The 19,709-nt window shown below is 73.5% G+C and carries 18 protein-coding genes; 8 read left to right on the top strand and 10 right to left on the bottom strand.

Going from position 1 to position 19,709, the window contains the following annotated elements:
* The first annotated feature begins 3 nt into the window (after positions 1–3).
* The 5 genes from MLUT_RS12070 (at position 4) to MLUT_RS12050 (ending at position 5,056) form a co-directional block, all read left to right on the top strand.
* Positions 4–678, top strand: coding sequence for an SDR family NAD(P)-dependent oxidoreductase (locus MLUT_RS12070; protein WP_012750691.1), 675 nt, complete (start codon positions 4–6; stop codon positions 676–678).
* A gap of 5 nt (positions 679–683) precedes the next feature.
* On the top strand, positions 684–1,757 hold the full coding sequence (locus tag MLUT_RS12065; protein WP_010079696.1) for a threonine aldolase family protein: 1,074 nt from the start codon (positions 684–686) through the stop codon (positions 1,755–1,757).
* Positions 1,758–1,857: 100 nt separating this feature from the next.
* The gene (locus tag MLUT_RS12060; RefSeq protein ID WP_012750690.1) at positions 1,858–3,360 is read left to right on the top strand and encodes an amino acid permease; all 1,503 of its coding nucleotides are present in this window, start codon (positions 1,858–1,860) and stop codon (positions 3,358–3,360) included.
* Positions 3,361–3,382: 22 nt separating this feature from the next.
* Positions 3,383–4,474 (top strand): acetyltransferase domain-containing protein, encoded by a 1,092-nt coding sequence (locus MLUT_RS12055; RefSeq protein ID WP_010079699.1) that lies wholly within the window; start codon positions 3,383–3,385, stop codon positions 4,472–4,474.
* A gap of 33 nt (positions 4,475–4,507) precedes the next feature.
* On the top strand, positions 4,508–5,056 hold the full coding sequence (locus tag MLUT_RS12050; protein WP_002858225.1) for an NYN domain-containing protein: 549 nt from the start codon (positions 4,508–4,510) through the stop codon (positions 5,054–5,056).
* 22 nt (positions 5,057–5,078) lie between these two features.
* Here the strand turns inward: MLUT_RS12050 and MLUT_RS12045 are convergent, their stop codons facing one another.
* A complete protein-coding gene (locus MLUT_RS12045; RefSeq protein ID WP_010079700.1) occupies positions 5,079–5,927 on the bottom strand; it encodes an HAD family hydrolase in 849 nt (282 codons plus the stop codon).
* A gap of 65 nt (positions 5,928–5,992) precedes the next feature.
* On the opposite strand from MLUT_RS12045, the gene MLUT_RS12040 reads away from it, so the two are divergent.
* Positions 5,993–7,078 carry a malate dehydrogenase gene (locus MLUT_RS12040; protein WP_012750689.1) on the top strand — a complete coding sequence of 362 codons (1,086 nt, stop codon included), beginning with the start codon at positions 5,993–5,995 and terminating at the stop codon, positions 7,076–7,078.
* Positions 7,079–7,180: 102 nt separating this feature from the next.
* On the opposite strand, the gene MLUT_RS12035 is transcribed toward MLUT_RS12040, so the two are convergent.
* Positions 7,181–8,101: a carbohydrate kinase family protein gene (locus tag MLUT_RS12035; protein ID WP_010079702.1), complete on the bottom strand. Its 921-nt coding sequence runs from the start codon at positions 8,099–8,101 to the stop codon at positions 7,181–7,183.
* 127 nt (positions 8,102–8,228) lie between these two features.
* Here MLUT_RS12035 and MLUT_RS12030 point away from each other — a divergent pair, with 127 nt between their 5' ends.
* Positions 8,229–9,566, top strand: a complete 1,338-nt coding sequence (locus MLUT_RS12030) for a uracil-xanthine permease family protein (protein ID WP_010079703.1) — start codon at positions 8,229–8,231, stop codon at positions 9,564–9,566.
* Positions 9,567–9,705: 139 nt separating this feature from the next.
* Here the strand turns inward: MLUT_RS12030 and MLUT_RS12025 are convergent, their stop codons facing one another.
* The 5 genes from MLUT_RS12025 to MLUT_RS12005 form a co-directional block, all read right to left on the bottom strand.
* A complete protein-coding gene (locus MLUT_RS12025) occupies positions 9,706–11,097 on the bottom strand; it encodes an aspartate aminotransferase family protein (RefSeq protein ID WP_010079704.1) in 1,392 nt (463 codons plus the stop codon).
* Between the two features lie 52 nt (positions 11,098–11,149).
* Positions 11,150–12,055, bottom strand: coding sequence for a hypothetical protein (locus tag MLUT_RS12020; RefSeq protein WP_010079705.1), 906 nt, complete (start codon positions 12,053–12,055; stop codon positions 11,150–11,152).
* Positions 12,056–12,141: 86 nt separating this feature from the next.
* Positions 12,142–12,867 carry a dienelactone hydrolase family protein gene (locus MLUT_RS12015; RefSeq protein WP_010079706.1) on the bottom strand — a complete coding sequence of 242 codons (726 nt, stop codon included), beginning with the start codon at positions 12,865–12,867 and terminating at the stop codon, positions 12,142–12,144.
* A 72-nt stretch (positions 12,868–12,939) separates the two neighbouring features.
* Positions 12,940–13,491 (bottom strand): YceI family protein, encoded by a 552-nt coding sequence (locus MLUT_RS12010; RefSeq protein WP_010079707.1) that lies wholly within the window; start codon positions 13,489–13,491, stop codon positions 12,940–12,942.
* Positions 13,492–13,788: 297 nt separating this feature from the next.
* Positions 13,789–15,069, bottom strand: coding sequence for a Glu/Leu/Phe/Val family dehydrogenase (locus tag MLUT_RS12005; RefSeq protein WP_010079708.1), 1,281 nt, complete (start codon positions 15,067–15,069; stop codon positions 13,789–13,791).
* 344 nt (positions 15,070–15,413) lie between these two features.
* Between MLUT_RS12005 and MLUT_RS12000 the strand changes: the two genes are divergently transcribed.
* The gene (locus MLUT_RS12000) at positions 15,414–16,379 is read left to right on the top strand and encodes an HpcH/HpaI aldolase/citrate lyase family protein (RefSeq protein WP_012750688.1); all 966 of its coding nucleotides are present in this window, start codon (positions 15,414–15,416) and stop codon (positions 16,377–16,379) included.
* Between the two features lie 112 nt (positions 16,380–16,491).
* Here the strand turns inward: MLUT_RS12000 and tctA are convergent, their stop codons facing one another.
* Genes tctA through MLUT_RS11985 form a run of 3 tightly spaced genes read right to left on the bottom strand, consistent with a single transcriptional unit; the run spans position 16,492 to position 19,563 of the window.
* Positions 16,492–17,997 carry a tripartite tricarboxylate transporter permease TctA gene (gene tctA, locus MLUT_RS11995; RefSeq protein ID WP_010079709.1) on the bottom strand — a complete coding sequence of 502 codons (1,506 nt, stop codon included), beginning with the start codon at positions 17,995–17,997 and terminating at the stop codon, positions 16,492–16,494.
* Between the two features lies 1 nt (position 17,998).
* The gene (locus tag MLUT_RS11990) at positions 17,999–18,559 is read right to left on the bottom strand and encodes a tripartite tricarboxylate transporter TctB family protein (RefSeq protein WP_010079710.1); all 561 of its coding nucleotides are present in this window, start codon (positions 18,557–18,559) and stop codon (positions 17,999–18,001) included.
* On the bottom strand, positions 18,556–19,563 hold the full coding sequence (locus MLUT_RS11985; protein WP_010079711.1) for a tripartite tricarboxylate transporter substrate binding protein: 1,008 nt from the start codon (positions 19,561–19,563) through the stop codon (positions 18,556–18,558). Before MLUT_RS11985 ends, MLUT_RS11990 begins: the two co-directional genes overlap by 4 nt.
* Positions 19,564–19,709: the final 146 nt, after the last annotated feature.

The raw sequence follows: 19,709 nt of genomic DNA, 5'->3' as shown, positions 1-19,709 counted from the left end.
CCCGTGGCCGCCCTGACCGACCGCGCCGTCCTGATCGCGGGCGCCACGAGCGACTCGGGCCGGGCCGCCGCCCGCACGCTCCTCGACGCCGGCGCGCACGTCGTCGCGACCGGGCGCGACGCCGCGAAGCTCGCCCCCCTCGCCGGCCTCGGCGCCGAGACCGCGACCCTGGACCTCACGGAGGAGTCCGCCGTCCGCGGCCTCGTGGAGGACCTGCACGCCCGCGGCACCCGGATCGACGGCCTGCTCCACCTGGTGGGCGGCTGGCGCGGCGGCGGGGGCCTCGCCGGTCAGACCGAGGCGGACTACCGCGCCCTGGAGGCCTCGTTCACGGCGCTGCGGCACGTGAGCCGGGCCCTCGACGACGACCTGCGGGACTCGTCCGCCGGTCGCCTCGCGATCGCCTCGTCCACGGCGGTGGCCCGGCCGCTCGCCGGCGGCGCGAACTACGCCGCGGTGAAGGCGGCGAGCGAGGCATGGACCCGCGCGGTGGCGCAGGGCTGGGCCAAGGCCGCCCGGGACGCAGAGACCCCGCTGCGCTCGGCGGCCGTCGTGTTCCGTCTGAAGTCCCTCGCCGGGCTCGAGGAACGGCTGGCCGAGGAGTACGCGCGACTGTGGGAGGCTGAGGCGGGCGCGCTGAACGACGCCGTCCTCACGCTCCAGGAGAAGGGAACGTAACTGACATGCAGAGGATCCACGATCCGCAGGAGCGGGGCTTCGCCTCGGACAACTACTCCGGCGTCCACCCGGAGGTGCTCGCGGCGATCGCCGAGGCCAACGGGGGCCACCAGGTCGCCTACGGCGAGGACGTGTACACGGCCCGCCTCCAGGAGGTCGTGGCCCAGCACTTCGGCGAGGACGCCACCGTGTGGCCGATGTTCAACGGCACCGGGGCGAACGTCGTCGGGCTCCAGGCCATGCTGCCCCGCTGGGGCGCGGTGATCTGCGCGGACACCGCGCACATCCATGTGGACGAGGGCGGCGCGCCGGAGAAGTCCGCCGGCATCAAGCTGCTGCCCGTGGCCACCGACGACGGCAAGCTCACCCCCGAGCTGATCGCCGCCGAGGCGTGGGGCTGGGGTGACGAGCACCGCGCCCAGCCCCTGGTCGTCTACCTCACCCAGTCCACCGAGCTCGGCACGGTCTACACCCCGGACGAGGTCAAGGCCATCACGGACTACGCCCACGAGCACGGGATGCGCGTCTACCTGGACGGCGCCCGCATCGCCAATGCCGCGGCCTCCCTGGGCCTGCCGCTGCGCGCCTTCACCACCGACGTCGGCGTGGACGTGCTCTCCCTCGGCGGCACCAAGAACGGGGCGCTGCTGGCCGAGGCCGTCGTCGTGCTCGACCCGGACGCCGCGGACGGCCTCGTGTACCTGCGCAAGAACCAGATGCAGCTGGCCTCGAAGATGCGCTTCGTCTCGGCGCAGCTGCTCGCGCTGTTCGACGGCGACCTGTACCTGCGCTCCGCCCGCCACGCCAACGCCATGGCCGCCCGGCTGCGCGCCGGCATCGAGGCGGGGGTCGCCGACGGCTCGCTGGCCGGCGTCGAGTTCACACAGGCCACGGACGCCAACGCCGTGTTCGCCGTCCTGCCCGAGGGCGTGGCCGACCGGCTGCGCGCCCGCTTCCGGTTCTACGACTGGGACGCGGCGCGCCGCGAGGTGCGCTGGGTGTGCGGCTTCGACACGACCGAGGAGGACGTGGACGCGTTCACGGCGGCGCTGCGCGCCGAACTCGTCCCCGCCGTCTGACGGACGCGCCCGGCCGGGATACCCTTCTACCACCGTGCAGCAGGGTGGGACGCCGCGGCGTTCGACGCGCGTCCGACCGCTCCTCCACCGAAAGGCCACCGTGGACACCAGCGCACCCCGGACGTCCCCGTCGACGCCGCCCGCCTCCGCCGCCCACATCACCCCCGAGGGCGGCTCCCTGCGGCGCACCCTCAAATCCCGGCACCTGACGATGATCGCGATGGGCGGCGCCATCGGCACGGGCCTGTTCGTGGCCTCGGGCAACACCATCGCGACCGCCGGCCCCGGTGGCGCCCTTGCGGCCTACGTGGCCATCGGCTTCATGGTGTTCCTGCTGATGCAGTCGCTCGGTGAGATGTCCACGTACCTGCCGGTCTCCGGCGCGTTCGAGGAGTACTCGACCCGCTTCGTGAGCCCCTCGTTCGGCTTCGCCATCGGCTGGAACTACTGGTACAACTGGGCGATCACGGTGGCCGCCGAGCTCGTCGCGGCGGCCCTGATCATGCGGTACTGGCTCCCGGACGTGCCCTCGTGGATCTGGTCCGCGATCTTCCTCGCGCTGCTCTTCGGCCTCAACGCCCTCTCCACGCGCGCCTACGGCGAGAGCGAGTTCTGGTTCTCGCTCATCAAGGTCGCCACGGTGGTGATCTTCCTGGTGCTCGGCGTCCTGATGATCGTCGGCATCCTCGGCGGCTCCTCCCCCGGCTTCCACAACTGGACGGACGGCGAGGCCCCCTTCGTGGGCGGCGGCGCCGGCATCCTGGCGATCTTCATGGTGGCCGGCTTCTCCTTCCAGGGCACCGAGCTGGTCGGCGTGGCCGCGGGCGAGGCCGAGGACCCGGAGAAGAACGTGCCCAAGGCGATCCGCACCGTGTTCGTGCGCATCCTGCTCTTCTACGTCGGCGCGATCACCGTCGTCGGCTTCCTCATCCCCTACACCAGCCCCCACCTGCTGGGCAGCGACGTCGAGGACATCTCGATCTCCCCGTTCACGCTCGTCTTCGAGAACGCGGGCGTGCTCGCCGCCGCCTCCGTGATGAACGCCGTGATCCTCACGGCCATCCTCTCCGCGGGCAACTCGGGCCTGTACGCCTCCACCCGCATGCTCTGGGCCCTGGCCGACTCCGGGAAGGCCCCGCGCTTCCTGGCGAAGGTGAACCGGCGCGGCGTGCCCATGAACGCCCTCTACGCCACCACCGCGGTGGGCGCGGCGTGCTTCCTGACCACGTTCATCGGGGACGGCGCCGCCTACGTGTGGCTCGTCTCCGCCTCGGGCCTGGCCGGGTTCATCGTGTGGATGGGCATCGCCTGGAGCCACTACCGGTTCCGGCGGGCTTACGTCGCGCAGGGCCACGATCCGAAGGACCTGCCCTACCGCGCCTTCCTGTTCCCCCTGGGCCCGATCGTCGCGCTGGTCATGTGCGCCGTCGTGATCCTCGGCCAGAACTACCAGGCGTTCATGGGCGACGTGGACCTCGTGGCCGTGGCCAGCGCGTACATCGGCCTGCCCCTGTTCCTCGCGCTGTGGCTCGGCCACAAGCTCGTCACCGGCTCGAAGCCGGTCCGCTACGAGGACGCCGACCTCACCCGCGTCCTGGACTGAGTCCCCCACCTCGGAGGTCGCCGTGCCCGCCCCCTCCTCCCACGCTCCCGCCGCCACCCACACCGCCCGGGGCCGCCTGGTCTGGGTGGACGTCGCGCGCGGCCTGGCCCTGGTCGCGATGATGGTCGCCCACACGGCGCCCGCCGGCGGCCCGGGTGGGGTGCTCCACCTCTCCGAGCACCTCACCGCGCCCCTGTTCGCGGCGCTCGTGGGCGTGGGCGCGCGCCTCGAGGCGGAGTGGCTGGGCCGTGGCCGGGCCGTGCCCCGCGCGCTTGTGCGGGCGGCCGCCCTGTGCGGGGCGGCGTGGCTGACCGGGCTCTTCGGGGCGGCCGTCGTGAACGTGCTGGCGCACCTGGCTGTGCTCACAGTGATCATGGCGCTGCTGGCCGCCCTCCCCCTCGCCGCGCACCTCGTGCTCGCCGTCCTGGCCGGCGGAGGCGGCCTCCTGCTCGCCGCCACACCGACGGCCGACGTCGTCGACCGGCTCCTCCCCGCCGCGCAGGCGCTCGGGCTGAGCCGCGCGACGCTGACCCCGTGGGTCTCCGCGTTCCTCACGGACGGCCCGTACCGTCTCCCCCTGTTCCTCGCGTGGGCGCTGCTGGGGGCGGTGCTGGTCGCCACCGTCCACGGCACGACGACGGCGGCCCCGGCCCGGCGCGCACGGCTCACGGGGCTCGCCTGGGCGGCCGGGGGGATCGCGCTGGCCGGCGTCGTGCTCGCCCTGTCCCGGACGCAGACCGGCGCCGCCCCCGTGCCCTACACGGCGACCCCCGCGGAGGCCCTGCTGGACACGGGCCTCGTGCTGACCGTGCTCGGCGGGTGCGCGGCCCTGGCGCCGCGGTGGGCCGGGCTGCTGGCCGTGCCCGGCGCGATGACGCTGTCCGTGTACGTGGCGCACCTGTGGTACCTCGGCTGGGTGCGGGGGCTCGGACCCGGGCCGTGGCGCAGCGCCACGGGCACGGACGACACGTGGTTCAACCTGGCCGTGCTGGTGGCCGGCGCGCTGCTGCTGCCGCTGCTGTGGCGGGCCGTCGTGCGTATCGGCCCGTTCCGCGCGGGGCCGCTGGAGGGCGTCGTCCGCCTGCTGACGGCCCCGTTCGACCGCGCGCGCTGACCGACGTCCACCCCAGCGGGTAGCCTCGAGAGCGTGAGCGAGCGAACCACCTACCTGCTGATCGACGGCGAGAACATCGACGCCACCCTCGGCACGTCCATCCTGCAGCGGCGCCCCCAGCCCGACGAGCGGCCACGCTGGAAGCGCCTGCTCGGCTACCTCGAGGACCGCTGGGACCAGCCGGTCAAGGGCCTGTTCTTCCTCGCCATCGACGGTGAGATCCCCATCCCGTTCGTCCAGGCGCTCACCGCCCTCGGCTTCCAGCCGATCATGCTGCGGGGCGAGGGCAAGGTCGTGGACATCGGCATCCAGCGCACCGCGGAGGCGCTGCTGGGCCGGGAGGACGACGTCGTCCTCGTCAGCCACGACGCCGACTTCGCCCCCCAGCTCACCGACCTCGCGGCCACGCCGGGCCGACGCACCGGGATCATGGGCTTCGAGGAGTTCCTCTCCCACGAGCTGCGCCGCATCCCCGGGGTCGAGTTCTTCGACCTGGAGCACGCGGTGGGCGCGTTCGACTCGTCCCTGCCGCGCCTGCGCGTGATCGACGTCGAGGCGTTCGACCCGTACGAGTTCCTCTGACCCGCCGGGGGTGGCCCGCGGCTCAGTCCGTGGGCAGCTCCAGCAGGCGTTCGACGGTGGCGGCCACCCCGTCGTCGTCGCACGCCCCGACCACGCCGTCCGCCGCGGCCAGCAGCGACGGGTGCCCCGAGGCCACGGCCAGGCCGAGACCAGCCCACTGGAGCATCTCCAGGTCGTTGGGCATGTCCCCGAACGCGACGACGTCGACCGGCGCGACCCCCCGGCTCGCGGCGAACTCGGCGAGGGTCGCGGCCTTGTGCACGCCCGGGGCGGACATCTCCACGAGCGCGATGCCGGGCGCGGAGTGCGTGGCACTCACGAGCTCGTCCAGCTCGGCGCGGGCCGCGGCGAGGAAGGCGTCCGGGGCCAGGGTGTCCGAGCGGGCCAGCAGCTTCACCACGCCCAGCCGACCCGGCAGCGCGGCCTCGAGCGTGGCCGCCGCGTGGACCTCGGCCCGGAACTCGGCGCGCTCGGAGAACGCGTGCTCCCAGAAGAAGCCCTCGAGGGTCTCGGCGCCGAAGGACACGGTGCGGTCCAGGGCGCGCAGCCGGTCCGTGGCTGTCCACACGGCCTCGACGGGCATGGGGTGGGCGATCAGGACGTCGTCCGTGGCGGTGTCCACGAGGACGGCGCCGTTGGAGCAGATCACCGGTCCGACGGGACCGAGCTGCGCGCTCAGCGGGCCGAGCCAGCGGAGGGGACGGCCGGTCACGAACACCACCTCGACGCCGGCGTCGCGGGCGTCCCGCAGCGCCACGATGGTGCGCGGGCTCAGACGCCCCGACCGCGTGTGCCGGTACCCGATGATGGTGCCGTCCAGGTCCGTCGCGATCATCCGCGGACGGCGCGAGGGCAGGGGCAGGGCGGGCATGCGCCCAGTCTAGGCCGGGGCAGTGCGGCGGGCCGGGGTGTCCTCCGCGGGCGAGCGGGGGCACGATGGGGGGCGTGGACACCGCACAGCAGACCACCGCACAGGACACCGCCCAGGACCCCGCGTCGACGACGCCCCGCACGGTCACCGTCACCGGCGCCGCCGGCAACATCGGCTACGCGCTGCTCTTCCGCATCGCCGCCGGCGGGATGCTCGGCCCGGACACCTCGGTCCGGCTGCGCCTGCTCGAGATCCCGGCCGCCTTGGGCGCCGCGGAGGGCACCGCCATGGAGCTCGCCGACGCGGCCTTCCCGCTGCTGGCCGACGTGGAGGTCACGGACGAACCGGCCCGCGCCTTCGACGGCGTCCAGCACGCCCTGCTCGTCGGCGCGCGGCCGCGCACGAAGGGCATGGAGCGCAGCGACCTGCTCGAGGCGAACGGCGGGATCTTCGGGCCGCAGGGCCGCGCGATCAACGACCACGCGGCGCAGGACGTGCGGGTCGTCGTCGTCGGGAACCCGGCCAACACCAACGCCCTGATCGCCGCCGCGCACGCCCCGGACGTGCCGGCCGAGCGCTTCACGGCGCTGACCCGGCTGGACCACAACCGGGCCGTGGCGCAGCTGGCGGCCCGGGCCGGCGTCGCGGTGACGGACGTGGCCGGCGTGACGATCTGGGGCAACCACTCCGCCACCCAGTTCCCGGACCTCACCCACGCCCGCGTGCGGGTGGACGGGACGTGGCGGCCGGCGCTCGAGGTGGTGGACCCGGTGTGGGCGGGCGAGGAGTTCGTGCCGCGCGTGGCGAGGCGGGGCGCGGAGATCATCGAGGTGCGCGGGGCGAGCTCGGCGGCCTCGGCGGCGTCCGCGGCGATCGATCACCTGCGCGACTGGACCCTCGGCACCGGTGTGGACGCGGACGGTGCGCCGCGCCGGACGTCGGCCGCGGTGGTCTCGGACGGCTCCTACGGGGTGCCGGAGGGGCTGATCAGCTCGTTCCCCGTGACCTCCGACGGCGGCACCGCGTGGCGGATCGTGCCGGGGCTGGAGCCGGACGAGTCCGTGCTGCCGGGTGAGGGCGGGCGGCTGGCCGCGACCGTCGCCGAGCTGGAGGCCGAGCGCGACGCCGTGCGAGGGCTGGGCCTGCTCTGAGGCGGCCGGGATCGGCTGCGTGACTGACCCTTCTGGGGCGTCCCCGCCCGCCGGAAGGGTCAGCTGCGCAACAGATTCGTGCGGGGACGGGAGGGCGTGGGGTCAGTCCGCCAGCTCGGCCCGCGTGGGCGGGTCCGCCCCCGGGCGGGAGGCCGTGATCGCCGACGCGCGGGAGGCGTAGATCAGCACCGACTCGACGTCGGCCGGGTCCATCGCGTGCAGGCGGCCGCGGTTCGCGGCGCCGAGCAGGGAGCGGTCGTCGAGGGCGGCGAGCAGGGCGGCGGTGAACGAGTCGCCGGCGCCCACGGTGTCCGCGACGTCCACGGGCACGATCGGGCGCTCCACCACGCCATGCGCGGTGACGGCCACGATGTCCTCGGCGCCGCGGGTCATCACCACGAACGCCGGGCCCATCTGCTGCCACGCCTGCAGCGACTCGCGCAGCGGGCGGTCCGGGTACAGCCACGCGATGTCCTCGTCCGAGGCGTGCACCACGTCCGCCAGCCGCACGGACTCCTCCGCGCGGGCGCGGGCGAACGCCCGGTCCGGCACGATCGTGGGCCGCACGTTGGGGTCGTAGCTGATGGTCGTGACCGCGGAGATCCGCTCGAGCAGGGCCATCACCTCGGCGTCGCCGGGGGCGAGCATGGTGGCGATGGAGCCGGCATGCATGTGGTGCAGCGGGCCGCCGGCGGCGTCGTCGAAGTCCCGGGCGAGCGCGGCGGCGGGCGGCAGCGTCCAGTCCAGCTCGAACTCGTAGCTGGCGGCGCCCGTGGGATCCAGGCGGGCGGTGGCCACGGAGGTGGCGGCGGCATCCGGCTCGAGCAGGCAGCGCACGCCGTTCTCCCGTAGGTGCGAGGCGATCATGTCCCCGTGCGCATCGCGGCCGAGGCGGCCGGCGAACAGGACGGGCCGCTCCAGTCGGCTCAGGCCCACGGCCACGTTCAGGGGGCTGCCACCGACGTGCACGCGGGGGGTCGCGGTGTCCGAGACCACGACGTCGACGAGCGCCTCTCCGATCACACCACAGTACTGAGCCACACGCCCCACGGTACCCTAATCACCGGCGCGGAACCGGGGCTGTGCGCAGGCTTCCAGGCCCCCGAGAAACGCCCGACACCCCCCATCCCCGACCCCTCGGCAGGCGGCCATGTCCCCCACCCCCACCCGGCCCTCACGCGGCCCCGGCTGGCGCCTCCACGGCGACGGCCGCACCATCACCCCGGGCACCGTCGTCGCCCCGGACGAGCGGCTGAGCTGGCCGCGGACCGTGGGCATCGGCGTGCAGCACGTGATGGCCATGTTCGGCGCCACCGTGCTCGTGCCCGCCCTGACCGGCATGCCCGCGACGACGGCGCTGCTCTTCTCCGGCCTCGGCACCCTGCTCTTCCTGGTCATCACGGGCAATCGTCTGCCCTCGTACCTGGGCAGCTCGTTCGCGTTCATCGCACCGCTGACTGCAGCCACCACGATCGGCGGCACGGGGGCCGCGCTCGGCGGCATCCTCGTGACGGGCCTGCTGCTCACGGTGATCGGCGTGATCGTGCACCGCGCCGGCACCGGCTGGATCCACGCGCTCATGCCACCGGCGGTGATGGGCACGATCGTGGCCCTGATCGGCCTCAACCTCGCCGGCGCCACGACGACGGCCATGCAGGAGGTGCCCGTCACCACGTTCGGCACGGCCCTGGCGGTGGTGCTCACGGCGGTGGCGTTCCGGGGGCTCCTGGGCCGCCTGTCCATCCTCGTGGGCATCGTGGTGGGCTACGTGCTGGCCCTCGCGCAGGGCCAGGTGGACTTCGCCGCCGTCCGGGAGGCCGCCTGGATCGGGCTGCCGCCCTTCCACGGCCCGGAGCTTCGCTGGGACCTGCTGCCCCTGTTCCTGCCCGTGGTGCTCGTGCTGGTCGCGGAGAACATCGGCCATGTCAGGACCGTCGGGCTGATGACCAAGCGCGACCTGGACCCGCTCACCGGCCGTGCCCTGATCGCGGACGGCCTGTCCACCATGCTCTCCGGCGCGGGCGGCGGCGTCGGCACCACCACGTATGCGGAGAACATCGGCGTGATGGCCAGCTCGCGGGTCTACTCGACAGCGGCGTACTGGGTAGCCGGCCTCACCGCGATCGCCCTCGCGTTCCTGCCGAAGTTCGGGGCCGCCGTCGCCACCATCCCGGCCGGGGTGGCCGGCGGCGCGGGCATCATCCTCTACGGGATGATCGGCATGATGGGCGTGCGCATCTGGGTGCAGAACCGTGTGGACTTCTCCAACACCGTGAACCTCATGGCGGCGGGTGCGGGGCTGATCATCGCGATCGCCGACCCCCAGCTCGTGGTGGGCGGGCTCGTGTTCGGTGGCATCACGCTCGGCACGGTCGCCGCCCTGGTGGTGTACCACCTCATGACGGCGATCGCCCGCGCCCGCGGCACCGAGCCGGTGCCCGAGGACGAGGAGCAGTTCGAGGCCTCGGAGGCCGGCCGGCTCGGCTGACCCCGATCCCGCGCCACGCGCACTTTCGGTCGTGAGATAGGGCCGATCCCACGACCGAAAGCGCTGAGAACCCCCATTTCACGTTCGAAAACGCTGGGCGGGGGCGGGCAGGGCGAGGCGGGGCTGGGGGCGGGCCCCGTCAGCTGGCCGCGACCTCCTCGTCGGCGAGGGTGAGGACCCGGTCGAGCACGTCGAGGCCGAAGCGCAGGTCCTCGTCCGAGATGTTCAGCGGCGGGCACAGGTGGAACCGGTTCTCGGCCATGAACAGCAGCAGCCCGCGGTCCTTGGCCTCGGCCATCATCCGCCCCATCACGGGCGCCACCTGGCCGAGCGGGGCCAACCGCTCCCGGGTCTGCCGGTCCTTCACCAGCTCGACGGCCCAGAACGCGCCGGCGCCGCGCACGTCGCCCACGCTCGGATGGGCCACGGCGATCTCGGCCAGGCGCGGCCCGATGACCTCCTCGCCGATGCGCTTCGCATGGGCCACCATGCCCTCCTCCTCCATCGCGGTGATCGCGGCGACGGCGGCCGCGCACGCGAGGGGGTGGCCCGAGTAGGTCAGGCCGCCGGGGTAGGGCGTGGTCGCGAAGCTCTCGTAGACGTCGTCGCTCATGGCGACGCCGCCCAACGGCACGTACCCGGAGTTGACCCCCTTGGCGAACGTGACGATGTCCGGGGTGACGCCCGTGAGCTGGTGGCCGAACCACTCGCCCACGCGGCCGAAGCCGACCATGACCTCGTCGATGATCAGCAGGATCCCGTGCTCGCGGCACAGCTCCCCGACGCCGGCCATGTAGCCCGGCGGCGGCAGGAAGATGCCCGCGGTGCCGGGGACGGCCTCGAGGACCACGGCGGCCACGGTGGAGGGACCCTCGAGCTCGATCACGTCGCGCAGGTGGGCCAGCGCGCGCTCGGCCTCCTGCTCATCGCTCTCCGAGCCGAACGCGGAGCGGTACGTGTACGCGGGCTGGAAGTGCACGACGCCGTCGGACGCCGAGTCCGAGCCCACGCGTCGCAGGGAGCCGGTCAGGTTCGCGGTCAGGCGCGTGGCGCCGTGGTACGAGAGGTACGCGGAGAGCACCTTGTGCCGACCCGTGTGCAGGCGTGCCATCCGCACCGCGTGCTCGTTGGCCTCCGCGCCCGCGTTCGTGAAGAACACGTGGTTGATGGACTCCGGCAGCCGCTCGGTGATCAGCCGGGCTGCCTCGGACCGGGCGTCGTTGACGTGCTGCGGGGCCACGGTGGCGAGCGTCTCGGCCTGTTCGCGGATCGCGGCCACGATCTTCGGGTGGCGGTGGCCGACGTTCGTGAAGACGAGCTGCCCGCTGAAGTCGACCATGGGCCGACCCTCACCGTCCCACACCCACGACCCCTCGGCGTCGAGGATGGTCATCGGATTCAGATCGCGCTGCGCGCTCCACGAGTGGAACACGTGCGCGCGGTCGAGCTCGTGGGCGCGGCGGCCCCGCTCGATGGCCTCGTCGCTGATCCGGGGGTCCCGGCGGCCGACGTGCTGCTGATGCTCGGACATGCGCCCTCCTTGAGTGTGATGCGGGTCATTCCGAGCATAGGCGGGCCCGCCCTCAGCGCGAGCTGGCGCCCCTTCGCCCGCGCGCCACCCCCACGAACGCCTGCACGAGCTCCGAGTCGGCCGCCTTGAGCCAGGCCAGGGCGACGTCCCAGCCGGGGTGGCGGGCGTCGTCGTCGCCCTGACCCGCGGAATCCGCCCCGTCGACGACGGCGGCGCCCGCCTCCGCCTCGGCCCGCGCCTGCTCGTCCGCGAGCGCGGACCGCGTGGCGGCGGCCTCGCGGTCGGCGCGGGACAGGCCCACGGTGTCGTCGAGGGTGGAGGCCAGCGGCAGCACGATCACGTCCTTGCGGCCGAACATGCGGGCCACGGACATCGGCAGCACGACGTGGCCGGCGCCGGACGCGGCGATCTCCAGGGCCATCCGCTCGCCCGCGCCGGGCAGCTCGGCGGCGTCCATCGGCTCCGCGCTGGGGGCCGGGGCGAAGCGGGCGGGATCCAGCTCCTCGTCCGGGTCGAGCTCCGCGGGCGGCACGGGGCCGTCCGCGTCCACGTCCCACGCGGCAAGCAGGTGGTCCCTGCCCACGCACACCACCGGCAGCTCGGAGTACACGCCCACGAGGTGCACGTGCCGCGGGTCGACGCCGCCGGCGCGCAGCAACTCCTCGACGGACACGTCGCGTCGGCGCCGCACGTAGCCCAGCTGCGGCAGGAAGTGGCGGGGCTGACCGGCGTCGTCGTGGGCGAGGTGGGCCAGCTGGGCGGCGTCGTCGTGGTTGACGAGCTGCACCGTGCGCTGGCGCGTGGTGAACCGCTCCACCCACGTGGACGGCGTGGCCCCGGGGATGGTGGCCAGAAAGAGGGTCTCGGGCGGGACGGGCAGGTCGGCCGGTGGCGCGGGCGCGGGACGACGCCGGCCCTCACCCCCGGCACGGCCCGCGGGCTTCACGCCCTTGGCCACGCCGCGCCCGCCGCCGGAGCGGGTGGACCGGGCGGGGCCGCCCCTGCTCGCGCGGGACTTCCCGCCCCGGCCGCCACGGGAGCCGCTCAGCGGACCTTCTCCTTCAGGAAGGAGACGGCGCGGTCCCAGGCGAGGGCCGCGGCCTCGGGGCGGTAGTTGCCCTGGGGGTTCTCGTCGTTGTGGAAGGCATGCGGGGCGTCGTAGTAGAAGTACTCGACGTCGGCCCCGGACTCCTCGCGGATCTGCTGCTCCTGCCTCCGCGCGTCCTCGACGGGGAAGGAATCGTCCTGCTCGGCGTAGTGGCCCTGGACGGCGGCGGTGACGCCGGAGAAGTCGCCGGGCACGCCCTGGCCCACGCCGTAGAAGGGCACGGCGGCGGAGACCCTGTCCCCCTGCTGGGCCGCGAGGGCGAGCACGAAGCCGCCGCCCATGCAGAAGCCGATCGCCCCCACGGTCTGCGAGGTCACCTCGTCCCGCGCGAGGAGCCAGTCGACGGCGCCGGCGAGCTGGCGGGCGCCCTCCTCGGCGGGCAGGTTCTGCATCATCTCGAGGGCCTCGTCGCCGTCGTGGGCGATCCAGCCGCCGTAGAGGTCGGGGGCGAGCGCGACGAAGCCGAGGTCGGCGAGGCGGTCGCACACATCCCTGATGTGGTCCACCAGGCCCCACCACTCCTGGATCACGATCACGCCGGGGCCCTTCCCGGAGGGGGGCAGTGCGAGGTAGCCGTGACCCGTCCGGTCGCCGTCCTGGCCGGCGTCCTTCGTGGGCAGGTCGAACGTGACGTTCTGGTGCGGGGTCTTCGAAGCCATCATGGGCCCCACCCTACGAGCAGACCGGGCCCCTCATCGAGGGACCCGGTCTCGACGCGCGAGGTCGACTCAGGCTCAGGCCTGGGCGTCGGCCTCGGGCAGCACGAAGGCGGCGCCGATCTCGAGCTTCACCTTGTCCGAGACCAGGAGGCCGCCGGCCTCGGTGGCCGCGTTCCAGGTCAGGCCGAAGTCCTTGCGGGAGATCTCGCCCGTGGCCTCGAAGCCCACGCGGGTCACGCCGAAGGGATCCTTGTCCTGGCCGCCGAACTCAGCCTCGAGCTCCACGGTCTGGGTGACGCCGTGCAGCGTCAGCTCGCCGACCAGGGTGAACTCCTCGGGCTCGCCGCGGACCTCGGTGGAGCGGAAGGTCATGGTGGGGAACTGCTCCACGTCGAAGAAATCGGCGGAGCGCAGGTGGGCGTCGCGGCCCTCGTTCTTGGTGCTGATGGAGGCGACGTCGACGGTCACTTCGACGGAGGACTGGGTGAACTCCTCGGCGATGACGAGCTGGCCCTCCACGGCGTGGAAGGTGCCGCGGACCTTGGAGATGCCGGCGTGGCGGACGACGAAGTCGACGTCCGAGTGCGCGGGGTCCAGGTTCCAGGTTCCGGGGGTGATGGCGTGCATGGGGTGCTCCTTCTCAGCGGGTCTGTCTGGTGTGTCCGGGGTGGGCCGCCGCGGCGGGCGGCTCCTCAGCCTCCGAACTTGTTTCAAATTCAAACATCATCCGGGCGCGCTGTCCAGGCCCGATCGTCAAAATTCGAAATAGAGACGGACGTCACGGTCCGTGGGGGCACATCAGGCCGAGCCCACCCAGGACGACGGCCCGGAACCTCCGGGGGTTCCGGGCCGCCGGCCCGCGGTCGGGCAGCGGGGCCGCGCTCGGGCGGCCGGACGGGGTCAGGCGGCGGGGCCGCCCCCCCGTCACGGGTAGAGGCCGCGGGTGCGGTGGGCCTCGGCCACGCGCTGGACAGCGGTCAGGGTGGCGGCCTCCCGCAGGCTCACGCGGCGACTCTCGGAGGTGGCCAGCACGGCCTGCCACGCAGCGACCATGCGCCGCTTCAGGCGCTCGTCCACCTCCTCGCGGCTCCACCAGTAGGCCTGGTTCGCCTGGACCCACTCGAAGTAGGAGACGATCACGCCGCCGGCGTTGGCCAGGATGTCCGGGACGACCAGGACGCCCTTCTCGGAGAGGATGCGGTCGGCCTCGCCCGTGGTGGGGCCATTGGCGCCCTCCACCACCAGCCGGGCGCGCACGCGCGGGGCGTTCTCCTCGGTCAGCACGGACTGCACGGCGGCCGGGACCACGAGGTCCACGTCCATCTCGAGCAGCTCGTCCGCGTCCATGGACGCGGTGCCGGGGGTGTCCTTCACGGAGCCGGTGTCCCAGAGCTGCCTCTGCAGGGCGTCGTAGTGCAGGCCCTCGTCGTCGCGCACGGCGCCGTACTGGTCCGACACGGCCACGACCTTCACGCCGGCCGCCTCGAGCAGCTCGACCGTGCCGGCGCCGACCTTGCCGAAGCCCTGGACCGCCGCCGTCGCCTGCGACGGCTCGATGCCGAGGTGCTCGAGCGCGGCGAGCGCCACGTGGACCACGCCCGCCGAGGTGGCGGAGGCGCGGCCCAGCGAGCCGCCGAGCGAGACGGGCTTGCCGGTGACCACGCCGAGCGTGGTGTGGCCGACGTTCACCGAGTAGGTGTCCATCATCCAGGCCATGGTCTGCTCGTCCGTGCCCACGTCCGGGGCGGGGATGTCCACCTCGGGGCCGATGATCGGCTGGATCTCGGAGGTGTAGCGGCGGGTGACGCGCTCGAGCTCGGCCTTCGAGTACTGGCGGGGGTCGATGGCCACCCCGCCCTTGGCGCCGCCATAGGGCACGTCCAACAGGGCGCACTTCCAGGTCATCCACATGGCCAGCGCGCGGACCTCGTCCAGGTCCACGTCCTGACTGAAGCGCACGCCGCCCTTGGCCGGGCCGCGGGAGAAGTTGTGCTGCACGCGGTAGCCGCGGAGCACCTCGGTGGAGCCGTCGTCGCGGCGCAGGGGGATGGAGACGGCCATCTCGCGGCGGGGGGCGGCGAGCATCTGGTGCAGGCCCTCGTCGTAGCCGAGCGTCTTCACGGCGGCGGAGAGCTGGGCCAGGGCGTTGTCGAGCGGGGAGGACGGCGCCGTCACGGCCTCGTCCTCGGCGGGGATCCTCGTCATTGAGCGTCCTCGTGGTCCGGTGGGCAGGGGTGTGTCGCGGCCCGACCGACGCGCGGAGGGCCGCGCCCCATTGCGCGGCCGACGTCGTCCGGACCCCGATGAACGCTACGCGCTCCCCCCGCACCCGTCACCCCTTCTCAGCCGAGATCCACGCCCACCCGGGTGACGTCGGACACAGCGGCGTGTACTGTGCTGTGGACGCGCCGCACACCCGCGGCGCCCTTCGGCGTCGAACCGACGCCGCTCGCTCAGGGCCCACCTGGTCCGTCCCCCGGCCGTCCGCCGCGCAAGGCACCCCGCCCGCGACCTCGGCCCGACGCCCCAGCCCCGTGAAGGAGCCCCTCATGACCGTGACCCTGCCCGCCGCGATCACCCCCTCCCCCGCGTTCCAGCCCGTGCCCGGCCAGCGCATCGACCCGGAGCTCGCCCGCTCCTGGCTGCTGGTCAACGCCGCCCAGCCCGAACGGTTCCAGCCCGCCGAGGACTCGGCCGCGGACATCGTCATCCTCGACATCGAGGACGCCGTGGCCCCCAAGGACAAGGACCAGGCCCGCGCGGACGCCGTCGCCTGGCTGACCTCCGGGCACACCGGCTGGGTGCGGCTCAACGGCTACGGCTCACGGTGGTGGGAGCAGGACGTCGAGGCGCTCGCCGCGGCCCTGCCCGCGCACCTGGGCGGGCCGGTCGCCGAGGGCGGCCTGGCCGGCGTCGTGCTGGCGATGGTGGAGTCCACGGACCACGTGAACGAGACCGCCCGACGGCTGCCCGGGGTGCCCGTCGTGGCGCTCGTGGAGACGGCGCGCGGGCTGCAGCGGATCGACTCGATCGCCGCCGCGAAGGGCACGTTCCGGCTGGCCTTCGGGATCGGCGACTTCCGCCGCGACACCGGCCTGGGCGAGTCGCCGCAGGCGCTGGCGTACACGCGGTCCCAGTTCACGATCGCGGCGAAGGCCACGGGGCTGCCGGGCGCGATCGACGGGCCCACCGTGGGCTCCACCGGCGTGAAGCTCGCCGAGGCGACGGCGGTGACCGCGGAGTTCGGCATGACCGGCAAGCTGTGCCTCGCGCCGGAGCAGTGCGCGGCCGTGAACGAAGGACTCAGCCCGTCCCAGGAGGAGCTGGCGTGGGCCCACGAGTTCCTCGCGGACTTCGAGGCCGACGGCGGCGAGATCCGCAACGGCTCCGACCTGCCCCGCAAGGCGCGCGCGGAGAAGATCCTCGGGCTGGCCACCGCGTTCGGCGTGCACTCCACGCGGTACCCGGACCAGGACAACGCGATCACGGCGCCGTCGGACACGTACCACTACTGAGCGGGGCCGCCGCCCACCAGAAACGCGGGTTGAGTTGTCACGGGTGCGGAGGCCGCACACCGGTGACAACTCAACCCGCGTCGCCTCGGGGGGGCGCGGATCCCGCCTCCGCTCACACGTCCTGGCGCGTCCGGCTCACGACGGCGGCCCGCACCGAGAACGCCAGCACGATCGCCAGGATCCCGTAGATCACCCACGTGATGGGGGTGGAGACGAGCACGGCCGGGTCGCCCACCGAGCTGAGCAGGGCGTCGCGCAGGCTGGTCTCCGCCAGCGGGCCGAGCACCATGCCGATCATCAGCGGCGCCAGCGGGTAGCCGTACCGCCGCATCAGGAAGCCCAGCACGCCGATCCCCAGGAGCATCAGCAGGTCGAACACCGCGCCCGTGGTGGCGTAGATGCCCAGCCCGCAGAACAGCGTGATCCCCGCGTAGAGGTAGTGCTTCGGGATGAGCAGGAGCTTGGCCCACAGCTGCGCGAACGGCAGGTTGATCGCCAGCAGCACGATCATCGCGATGAAGAAGCTCGCCAGCAGCGCCCACACGAGGTCCGGGCTGCGGTCGAACAGCAGCGGGCCGGGCTGCAGCCCGTACTGGCGGAACGCCGCCAGCATGATGGCCGCCGTCGCGGAGACGGGCAGGCCGAGCGTGAGCAGGGCGCCCATCGCCATGCCGGTGGTCGAGTTGCCCGCCGCCTCGGGGGCCGCCAGCCCGCGGATCGCGCCCCGGCCGAACTGCGGATGCGCCCGGCGCCGGTCCAGGCGCCGCTCGACCGAGTACGCCAGGAACGTCGGCACCTCGGAGCCACCCACCGGCACGATGCCGAACGGCAGGCCGATCGCCGTGCCGCGCAGCCACGCAGGGGCGGCCTCGCGGAACTCGGCGCCCGAGAGCCACGGCCGGCCGGTGCGGCGGATGCGCAGGTCCTCGTGCTCGCGGCGCACCCGGGAGGCCACGTGGAACACCTCGCCGAGCGCGAGGATCGCCACCGTGACGGTCACGAGCGGGATGCCGTCGAACAGCTGCGGGGAGCCCATCGTGAAGCGCTCGGCGCCGGTCACCGCATCGATCCCGACGACGGCGATGCCCAGTCCCAGCACCAGGGAGGCCAGGCCGCGCAGCACCGAGTCCGCGACCACCGAGGAGGTGGCCACGAACGCGAAGAGCGCGAGCGCGAAGTACTCCGCGGGCCCGAAGCTCGTGGAGAACTCCGCCAGGACGGGGGCGAGGAACACGACGCACACCGAGGCCACCATGCCGCCGATGAAGGCGCCGAGCGCCGCCGTCGCCAGGGCCTGGGCCGCCCGGCCGTCCTGGGCCATGCGGTGGCCCTCGAACGTGGAGGCGATGGCCGAGGCCTGGCCGGGGGTGTTCATGAGGATGGCCATGGTGGAGTCGCCGAAGAGGCCGCCGAAGTACACGCCGGAGAACATGATGAACGCGGCGGTGGGCTCGAGGGCGAAGGTCATGGGCAGCAGCAGGGCCACGGCCATCGAGGAGCCCAGTCCAGGCATCACGCCGACCGCGGTGCCGAGCAGACAGCCCAGCACCACCCAGAGCAGGTTCATGGGGGTGAGGGCTCCGGCGAAGCCCTCCATGAGGAGTCCGAGGGTCTCCATGTCAGAAGCCACCTCCCAGGATGCCCGAGGGCAGGGTCAGGCCCAGGGCCACCGCGAAGCCGAGGTAGGCCAGCGAGGAGACGAACAGGGCGACGAGGATGTCGAACACGGGGTGCGGGGCGCCGAACGCGCGGGTGACGCACCAGAACAGCAGCGCCCCGGCGAGGATCCACCCCAGCCAGGGCAGCAGGACGGCGAACGCGAGGAAGCCGAGGAAGCACCAGGCCAGCGCGCCGAAGTCCGAGTGGAACAGGGTCAGCGGACCGGCCGCCTGGCCGACCTCGCCGTCCGCGTCGGCCTGACCCTCGGGGGACTGGCGCACGCGCACGACCTCCACCGCGAGCGCGGCGGCGATCACGAGGCCCGCGACCGCGAGGATCAGCGGGAAGAAGTCCGGGCCGGGGAAGTCGGCGCCCTCGGTGTCCATGGCCAGGGATCCCAGCAGCAGGTAGAGGCTGAACGCGGCCAGCACGGCCGGCATGACGAGCGCGGAGAGCCCGGCGGCGCGCCCCCAGCGGGAGGGGGCGTCGGCGGCGGGGGGGACGGTGGACGCGTGGCTCACTTGATCTCTCCCGTCAGCGTGCCGATGCGCTCCTTCTCGGCGGCGATGAACTCCTCGAGTTCGGCGCCGGAGAGGGGCACGGGGTTCCAGTAGTTGCGCTGCACCGCTTCCTTCCACTCGGGGGTGTCGACCGCCTCGGCGATGAGGGCCTCGAGCTCCGTGCGCTCCTCCGCGGAGACACCCGGCGGCACGAACAGGGCGCGCCAGTTGGTGAGCGTGACGTCGTAGCCCTGGGAGCGCAGGGTCGGGATCTCCTCGACGCCGGCCAGCGGCTCGGCCGCCACCACGCCGAGGGCGCGCAGTCGGCCGGCCTGGACCTGCGGGTAGATGTCCGCGAAGCCGCCGGCGGAGGCCTGGGCGGTGCCGTTGAGCAGGGCCTGGATGGCCTCGCCGCCGCCGTCGGACGGGATGTAGGTGGTGTCCGCGACCGGCACGTCGGCCGTGCGGGCGATGTCCGCCATGACGAGCTGGTCGAAGGAGCCGCCGCCGGTCCACGCCACGTGGGCGGGATCGGCGCGCCAGGCGGTCACCAGGTCGTCCATGCTCTGGTACGGCGAGTCCGCCGGGACCACCACGAGGCTGTACTCCTCGACGACGCGGCTGACCGCGGTGACCTGGGAGAGCTCGGGGCCGGTGCCACGGGCCGCGTGGGCGGCGATCTGGCCGGTGCCGCCCACCATGAGGTTGTTCGCGTCCTCGAGCGTGGTCAGCTGACCGAGGGCGATGGTGCCACCGGCGCCGGGGATGTTGACCACCTGGACGTTGTTCACGAGCCCGTTGACGCGCATGGTCTGCTGCAGCTCGCGCTGGAACGAGTCCCAGCCGCCGCCGGCGGCCGCGGGAGCGATGAGGGTCAGGTTGGTGCGGATGTCGTTGCCTCCCGAGGCCGAGCGGATGGAGAAGGCGGAGGCCGCGAGCACGGTGAGCACCGCGATCACGCTGAAGACGATCCGGCCGATCCCCGTGCGTCGGCGCGGGGGGCCGTCGGGGGAGGTGGAGGACATGGCGGTTCCTAACAGAGACACCCCGCCGCCAGGGAGTGGCGCCGGGGACAGGTGCGAGTGGTGGAGGTCACCGTAACAGCGCGACGAGGCTGCGTGCGCTCCGCGTCCGCAGAGTGACCGACGACCATCGGCCCGGGTGGTGACGG

Source organism: Micrococcus luteus NCTC 2665, assembly GCF_000023205.1.
GTDB lineage: Bacteria > Actinomycetota > Actinomycetes > Actinomycetales > Micrococcaceae > Micrococcus > Micrococcus luteus.
Note: the sequence above shows the minus strand (reverse complement) of the source record. Positions and strands in the feature narration are given on the sequence as shown.

Excerpts from the sequence above, each read along its gene's own strand:
- MLUT_RS11985 (WP_010079711.1), bottom strand. The coding sequence starts at position 19,563 with ATGTCCTCCACCTCCCCCGACGGCCCCCCGCGCCGACGCACGGGGATC.
- tctA (WP_010079709.1), bottom strand. The coding sequence starts at position 17,997 with ATGGAGACCCTCGGACTCCTCATGGAGGGCTTCGCCGGAGCCCTCACC.
- MLUT_RS12065 (WP_010079696.1), top strand. The coding sequence starts at position 684 with ATGCAGAGGATCCACGATCCGCAGGAGCGGGGCTTCGCCTCGGACAAC.
- MLUT_RS12045 (WP_010079700.1), bottom strand. The coding sequence starts at position 5,927 with ATGCCCGCCCTGCCCCTGCCCTCGCGCCGTCCGCGGATGATCGCGACG.
- MLUT_RS12000 (WP_012750688.1), top strand. The coding sequence starts at position 15,414 with ATGACCGTGACCCTGCCCGCCGCGATCACCCCCTCCCCCGCGTTCCAG.
- MLUT_RS12040 (WP_012750689.1), top strand. The coding sequence starts at position 5,993 with ATGGGGGGCGTGGACACCGCACAGCAGACCACCGCACAGGACACCGCC.
- MLUT_RS12005 (WP_010079708.1), bottom strand. The coding sequence starts at position 15,069 with ATGACGAGGATCCCCGCCGAGGACGAGGCCGTGACGGCGCCGTCCTCC.
- MLUT_RS12025 (WP_010079704.1), bottom strand. The coding sequence starts at position 11,097 with ATGTCCGAGCATCAGCAGCACGTCGGCCGCCGGGACCCCCGGATCAGC.
- MLUT_RS12010 (WP_010079707.1), bottom strand. The coding sequence starts at position 13,491 with ATGCACGCCATCACCCCCGGAACCTGGAACCTGGACCCCGCGCACTCG.
- MLUT_RS12015 (WP_010079706.1), bottom strand. The coding sequence starts at position 12,867 with ATGATGGCTTCGAAGACCCCGCACCAGAACGTCACGTTCGACCTGCCC.
- MLUT_RS12030 (WP_010079703.1), top strand. The coding sequence starts at position 8,229 with ATGTCCCCCACCCCCACCCGGCCCTCACGCGGCCCCGGCTGGCGCCTC.